We start from the raw sequence: 6919 nt of genomic DNA, 5'->3' as shown, positions 1-6919 counted from the left end.
TTCTGGGCGAACATGTATTCGAGACCACCGCCCACGGTGTAGCCGTCGCGACCACCGCCGTTGTTGGTGAAGGTGCCACCGCCGAAACCGTTCGTAAGGCGGGAGTCAGCCCAGGCATAACCGCCTTTGACGTACAGCAGCGCCGGACCCCAGGTGTAGCCGAGGCGACCGGTGACCGAACCGAGCCCACGATTGACGAAGGGATTGCTATTGGTGTCGAGGAAGCTGTAGTTCGCTTCAATGCCCAGCACCCAGTTCGGCGAGAACTGATGGTCGTAACCGACCTGCGCTCCGCCCATGAACACACCATCGTTGCTGCTGGTGCCGGTGAAGCCGGGCGCCAGAATGTTGTTGCTGCCGCCGAATGCGCCGCCGACGTGACCGCCGATGTAAAAGCCGGTCCAGTTGTAAATCGGCGAAGGCTGCATCGCTGGGGCTTTGGTGTAAGGACGCGCGGCCATATCAGCCGCAGATGCTGTACCCGCTAAGGCAGCGAAAGCGACAGTAGCGAGAAGGAACTTTTTCATTTCGAGTCTCTCAGGTTTAAAGAACGTGTGCCAAACGCTAACCCAACTCACCGAATTTGCTGTAGCGCGCCAGACACACGTGGCCGATCTGCCTGAGGAACGCTCTGGTCATTTGTTAGTTGAGGAACCGTGTTGACCCGTGACCGGGCATCTGAGCTACGAGTTCCGTGGTTCCGCCATCGCGAAGGACTCATCATTGTGCATTCCAAGGCCCCGGCATGATCCAGAACTTGTTGTGCCGTTCATACTGGAAGCTCATCGACCCGGGATGTCGCATCTTCTCCGCTAGCTGACCTGCCGCACGCAGCCGGTGGAGGACCGCCGGTGACCATTGCGGACTTCCGAATGTCGGCCGATGATGTCGCATGACAAGCCGTGCACCTGCGCTGATAGTCTTTGGCGGCCTTCCCGGCACGGGCAAGACAACGCTTTCTCGGGAACTGACCAGACGTCTCGCGGCCACGTACCTTCGTATCGATGCCGTTGAGCAGACGCTACGGACCGCAGGTCATACGGTCGGCGCGATGGGCTATGTGGTAGCCACCGCACTCGCGGCTGAAAATCTCGAGCTTGGTCGTATCGTTGTCGTAGACTGCGTTAATCCAGTCCTGGCAAGCCGCGTCGGATGGCGACAGATCGCCGCTCAGAAGTCGGCATGCCTCGTTGAGATCGAAGTGGTTTGCAGCGACCTGATCTTGCATCGACAACGAGTGGAAACGCGCACCTCAGACATCAGCGGCCTCAAGCTGCCAACGTGGGCTGAGGTAGTGAACCGAGACTATGAACCGTGGGATCGAGAACACCTGGTGCTCGATACGGCCGTTAGCTCGCTCGATCACCTGCTCGAACAGGCAGAGACGTATGTTCGCGCCCAGACTGGTTAGTCTCCTCTTGGCCCAGCTGACCTGCCTCGAGCAGCCGGCGGAGAACCGATTGTGACCCCTTGCAGACATTGTTGCGTCAGAGGAGTCCGACGCGTCCGCAAAAAAAGCTTCCTATACGGGATAGCGCCATTTCAACGTGCGGCGCAGGAAAAGCAAGGCCACGATTATCGCAATGGCCGCAATCCATAGGAAAGCCGGAACGGGCGATTGATTGTGAATGTGGGCAATGTACAGAACCAGGGCCAACAAGACGGCAACTAGCGCGTTCGACACCCAATACAACGGAGAGCGCCCAATTCCAGCTGCTGCGAGTTCTGCCGCCCGTTCACTCGCCAGCCTAGTAAGCCACCAATAAAAGCCGAAAGAAGCGAGCGCAATGATCCAGGACATTCCCAGTTTTTCTCATGAAGCTTTGTAGAAGGCTCTATTGAGAATACTCGAATTGAGTGGATCAGTTTAACGCACCCGACCGCAGCCCAGCACTTCGCCTATTGGCCCGTAGCTGACTCACAAAGCCGGACTGGCCATGTCCGGTTTCGCGGACAAAGCGGACACCGCCTACCCCGCGATGGGGATTACGACTACGCTCCCCAGCGCATCAGGCGCGCACCGTTGCCTGCTGTGTTGATAGATTGCAAGTCGGGGGACGGTTGCTTCGAGGCGCCGCGGGACGCGGTGTGGCGCTCGAGGATATCGATACGGAGTAGCGGTCGGGGCTCGCCCTGCCACGCGTGCCGCGACAATGGCATCCTGCGCCTGTTTTGCCCGACGAGTCAATATTTCGCCAAAAGCTAATTTTCGTTTTTCCGTTGTCTCGCCCGCCGGATTCAGCGGATTCGCAAAGCGCCTAAGTCATTGATCTCGCTGATGCCGGCTACTGTGCATGGGGTTGTTTTCGAGGTTTTTGTTTTGAGGGCACGACAGTGCGAGGTTGAACCGGACCTGGTCCGGCTCGTCCGCTACTTCATCACCCGCAGGCCCTTGGTCGTGAACCGCTGCGTCTTGCCGTCTGGACGAACCGGCCGCCGCGTGCCGGCGGCCTTGCCGGTGCCGGGTGGCTGGTGCGCGGGAACCAGCTGGTCGGGGCGCGAGCCGATCAGATCGGCGCGGCCCATCTCTTTCAGGGCTTCACGCAGCACCGGCCAATTGTCGGGGTCGTGGTAGCGCAGGAACGCCTTGTGCAGGCGGCGCTGGCGCAGGCCCTTGATGGCCTCGACCTTGTCGCTGCCGCCTCGGCGCACGCCGCGCAGCGGGTTGACGCCGGTGTGGTACATCGCGGTCGCGGTCGCCATCGGCGAGGGCAGGAAGGTCTGCACCTGGTCTGCGCGATAGCGGTTCTTCTTCAGCCACAGCGCGAGGTTCATCATGTCCTCGTCGGTCGTGCCCGGATGCGCCGCGATGAAATACGGGATCAGGTAATATTTCTTGCCGGCCTGTTCGGCCGCGGCATCGAACATTCGCTTGAACTGGTTGTAGGCGCCGATGCCCGGCTTCATCATCTTGTCGAGCGGCCCGCGCTCGGTATGTTCGGGCGCGATCTTCAGATAGCCGCCGACGTGATGGGTGACGAGCTCCTTGATGTATTCGGGGCTCTCGACCGCGAGGTCGTAGCGCACGCCGGAGGCGACCATCACCTTCTTGATGCCCTTGGTCTCGCGCACCTTGCGATAGAGCCGGATCAGATCGTCATGCGAGGTGTTGAGGTTCGGGCAGATCTCGGGGAACACGCAGGACGGCCGGCGGCACGCGGCCTCGACCTTCGGGTCCTTGCACGCCATCCGGTACATGTTGGCGGTGGGACCGCCGATGTCCGAGATCACGCCGGTGAAGCCGGGCGTCTTGTCGCGGATCTTCTCGATCTCGCGCAGGATCGAGCCCTCGGAGCGGTTCTGGATGATACGGCCCTCGTGCTCGGTGATCGAGCAGAAGGTGCAGCCGCCGAAACAGCCGCGCATGATCGTCACCGAGAATTTGATCATGTCCCACGCCGGGATCTTCGCGTCACCGTAGGACGGATGCGGGGCGCGCGCGTAGGGAAGATCGTAGACCGCGTCCATCTCCTCGCTGGTCAGCGGGATCGGCGGCGGGTTGAGCCAGAGATCGCGATCGCCGTGGCGCTGCACCAGCGGCCGCGCATTGCCGGGATTGCTCTCACGGTGCAGCACGCGTGAGGCGCGCGCATAGGCTTCCTTGTCCTGCTCGACCTGCTCCAAAGCGGGCAGCCGGATCACGGTCAAGCCTTTCGTCCGCGATGCGCCCTCGTCGGCGGAGTCGAGATCGTCGGCGTGCAGCTCGACGTAGTCCTCAGGCACGCGGCGGAACAGCGCGACGCCCCTGATGTCGTCGAGCTCGCGCGGCGCCTCGCCGGCGGCCAGACGGTTCGCCACTTCGACGACGGCGCGCTCGGCATTGCCGTAGAGCAGCAGGTCCGCCTTGGCGTCGGCCAGCACCGAGCGGCGCACCTTGTCGGACCAGTAATCGTAATGCGCGATCCGGCGCAGCGATGCCTCGATCCCGCCGAGCACAACCGGGACGCCCTTGAACGCCTCGCGGCAACGCTGCGCGTAGACCACGGTGCAGCGGTCCGGCCGCTTGCCGCCTTCGCCGCCCGCGGTATAGGCGTCGTCATGGCGCAGGCGGCGGTCCGCGGTGTAGCGGTTCACCATCGAATCCATGTTGCCGCCGGTGACGCCGAAGAAGACCTTTGGCTTGCCCAGCGCCTTGAACGGCTCGGCCGAATGCCAGTCCGGCTGCGAGATGATGCCGACGCGAAAACCCTGCGCCTCCAGCAGGCGGCCGATGATGGCCATGCCGAAACTGGGATGGTCGACATAGGCATCGCCCGTCACCAGCACGATGTCGCAGGCGTCCCAGCCGAGCGCATCCATCTCGGCGCGGCTCATCGGGAGGAATGGCGCCGGCTTGTGCGGTCGTGCCTGCGCCATCAGGGGTTTTTCGGCGGCGATGATCTGGATGTCCATGGCGCCTACGCATAGGACCCCGGGACCGCGAATACAACCGACGGGCACGTGAAAGATCCGGTTCCGTGGCCGGCAGCCAGGGCGTGCGACCGCTTTAACCGTTCGCGAGTGCCGCGATCAGGTGTGTACACCTTCCCGGATCACGCGCAGGAACCAACTGCCCTCGCGAACATTCTGATGCAGGGTTTGCGCCGGCCCGGCTGGCGCGCGCTCGCGCCCGGGGTCTAGTATCGCCTCGATGTTCGCCTCGGGCGGATGGGGGGAGCCGTGAGTACAGTCATAGAGAACTTGCTGCTCCGAAAGCAGAAGCTCGTTGAGCAGCTCGAGAAGGCGCCCACGGTCGAGGACCGCGACAAAATCGAATACCAGCTCGAACAGATCAACACCGCGCTGGATTTTCTGGACAGGCCCGGCACGAAAGGCGCGCGGTAGCAGCGCTCAATCGACCTGCAGCGCTCTGGCGTAGACCACGCCCGAATTGGTGACATGCGTGGTCATCAGCGTCGCGAAGGCGGCGAACTCGCCGCGGGCGAACAGATCGAGCAGCTTGCGATGCTCGTCGAAGGACGTGCGCGTGCGCACGTCGATCGGCGAAGTCAAATTGGTGCGGAGTGCAGCGACGCGGCTGGATGCGAGTTGATAGGATTCGGCGAGATAGCGGTTGCCGCAATGGGCGAACAGCGCCTCGTGAAAGGCGGCATCGGCGCGCCCGTAGGCGATATTGTCCCTGGCTGCGATCGCCGGCTCCATCGCCGCGATCGCCTCGCTCATCGTCGTGGTCGCACCGGCGCGATCATGGTGAAAGGCGAGCTCGGCGGCCTTGGGCTCCAGCGCGATCCTGAACATGCAGAGCGCGGTGATGTCTTCGGCGCTTGGCGTAAAGACAAAACTGCCGACCTGCGGCCGGATCACGACGAGGCCCTGCGCCTGCAGCTGGCCCATCGCCTCGCGCACCGGGGTGCGGCTGACGCCGAAGGAGTTTGCCACCATCTCCTCGGAGATGGCGGCGCCGAGCGCGAACTCGCCGTCGATGATGGCCTGGCGCAGCCGCTGCATCACCCGCTGCGACAGAGATTTCGGTGCATCGAGCTTGAGCGATCGCATCGGCTCTCTCAGATCACCTTGCCAGGATTGAGCAGATGATCGGGATCGAGCGCGGCCTTCAGCGTCCGCATCAGCGCGATCTCGGCCTCGCTGCGGGCATGACCCAGCCACTTCTTCTTCAGCGTGCCGATGCCGTGCTCGGCGGAGACGCTGCCGCCCATCCCGCGCACGAGGCCGTAGATGATCGCGTCCATCTCCTCCTTCGGCTGCTGCTCGACGGCAAGGCCGGTCACCCAGGAGACGAGATGCAGATTGCCGTCGCCGATATGGCCGTAATAGACGCTCTCGCAGCCCTCGATGCCATCCGCCAGCGCCGCCTTGCAGCGTGTGACGAACTCGTCCATCCGCGCCACGGCGAGGCCGATGTCGTAGGAGATGTGCGGCCCGAGCACCTGGCCGAACTCGGCGCAGATGTCGCGCACGCGCCAGAAGCTTTGCGTCTGCGCCAGCGATTGCGCCACCGCGGCGTCGGCGAGCAGCCCGCGCTCCATCAGCTCTTCGAGCCAGCTTTGGAAGCGCGGCGCGTCGAGGCTCTCGTCGGTGCCCTGCGCTTCGACCAGCACGTAGAGGCCGTGGCCTGCGGCGACCGGCGGTTTGACGCCGGCGCGAGTCGTGATCACGTCCCAGTAATCCGGCCACATCACCTCGAATGCCGACAGCAATGGGCCGAGCCCGCTTCGCGCGGCGCCGAGCAGCGCGATCACCGCGGCATAGTCCTGGAGCGCGCAGAGCGCGGCCATGGTCGAGCGCGGCTTTGGAAACAGCCGCAGCACCACGCGGGTGATGATGCCGAGCGTGCCTTCCGAGCCGATGAACAGATGCTTCAGATCATAGCCGGCATTGTTCTTCATCAGCTTGTTGAGGCTGGTGATGATGGTGCCGTCGGGCAGCACGACTTCGAGCCCGAGCACCAGCTCGCGCGTCATGCCGTAGCGGATCACGCGGTTGCCGCCGGCATTGGTCGAGAGATTGCCGCCGATCGCGCAGGAGCCGCGCGAGCCGAGATCGAGCGGAAAGAAGAAGCCGGCTTCGTCGGCGGCCTGCTGGATCGTCTGAAGCGGCGTGCCTGCTTTCACCGTCATCGTCATCGAGGCGTGATCGATCTCCTCGATGCCGCTCATGCGCTCGAGCGAGATCGCGACCCAGCCTGCTTCAGGCGATGCGCCGCGGCACAGCCCGGTCAATCCGCCCTGCGGCACGAACGGCAGATGTGCCTGCCGGCAAGTCGCGATCGCATCCGCAACGCCTTGCGCGTCGACCGGGCGGATCACCGCGAGCGGCGTCTGCGGCAGGCTCGCGCTCCAGTCGTTGCAATTGCGTGCGGGCACCTCGGCGCCGACAAGCACGGCAGCCGCGCCGAGCCTGTCGCGCAAAGCGCCAAGCAACTGGGTGGGCCGCTCGACGGGGGTCACCATGTCCATGC

Annotated in this window: 7 protein-coding genes; 2 read left to right on the top strand and 5 right to left on the bottom strand. The window is 63.7% G+C overall.

Annotated features, from left to right (window positions below; genetic code table 11):
• On the bottom strand, window positions 1-527 hold a 527-nt coding region (locus AC0L2F_RS03250; RefSeq protein ID WP_473247448.1), incomplete at its 3' end, for an outer membrane protein.
• 365 nt (window positions 528-892) lie between these two features.
• Between AC0L2F_RS03250 and AC0L2F_RS03245 the strand changes: the two genes are divergently transcribed.
• Window positions 893-1411 (top strand): P-loop nucleotide/nucleoside kinase family protein, encoded by a 519-nt coding sequence (locus AC0L2F_RS03245; protein ID WP_007615603.1) that lies wholly within the window; start codon window positions 893-895, stop codon window positions 1409-1411.
• Between the two features lie 111 nt (window positions 1412-1522).
• Here the strand turns inward: AC0L2F_RS03245 and AC0L2F_RS03240 are convergent, their stop codons facing one another.
• The gene (locus tag AC0L2F_RS03240; RefSeq protein ID WP_007615602.1) at window positions 1523-1801 is read right to left on the bottom strand and encodes a hypothetical protein; all 279 of its coding nucleotides are present in this window, start codon (window positions 1799-1801) and stop codon (window positions 1523-1525) included.
• Window positions 1802-2370: 569 nt separating this feature from the next.
• Window positions 2371-4392 (bottom strand): YgiQ family radical SAM protein, encoded by a 2022-nt coding sequence (locus AC0L2F_RS03235; RefSeq protein WP_473247447.1) that lies wholly within the window; start codon window positions 4390-4392, stop codon window positions 2371-2373.
• A 267-nt stretch (window positions 4393-4659) separates the two neighbouring features.
• Between AC0L2F_RS03235 and AC0L2F_RS03230 the strand changes: the two genes are divergently transcribed.
• The gene (locus tag AC0L2F_RS03230) at window positions 4660-4824 is read left to right on the top strand and encodes a hypothetical protein (RefSeq protein WP_007615599.1); all 165 of its coding nucleotides are present in this window, start codon (window positions 4660-4662) and stop codon (window positions 4822-4824) included.
• 6 nt (window positions 4825-4830) lie between these two features.
• Here AC0L2F_RS03230 and AC0L2F_RS03225 read toward each other — a convergent pair whose 3' ends face one another.
• Window positions 4831-5496: a GntR family transcriptional regulator gene (locus AC0L2F_RS03225; protein WP_063994204.1), complete on the bottom strand. Its 666-nt coding sequence runs from the start codon at window positions 5494-5496 to the stop codon at window positions 4831-4833.
• An 8-nt stretch (window positions 5497-5504) separates the two neighbouring features.
• Window positions 5505-6917 carry an FAD-binding oxidoreductase gene (locus AC0L2F_RS03220; protein WP_063994203.1) on the bottom strand — a complete coding sequence of 471 codons (1413 nt, stop codon included), beginning with the start codon at window positions 6915-6917 and terminating at the stop codon, window positions 5505-5507.
• Window positions 6918-6919 lie beyond the last annotated feature (2 nt).

It is taken from the genome of Bradyrhizobium sp. Ken64 (assembly GCF_055807555.1).
The sequence above is the reverse complement of the archived record's forward strand: the minus strand, read 5'-3'. Positions and strand labels throughout refer to the sequence as shown.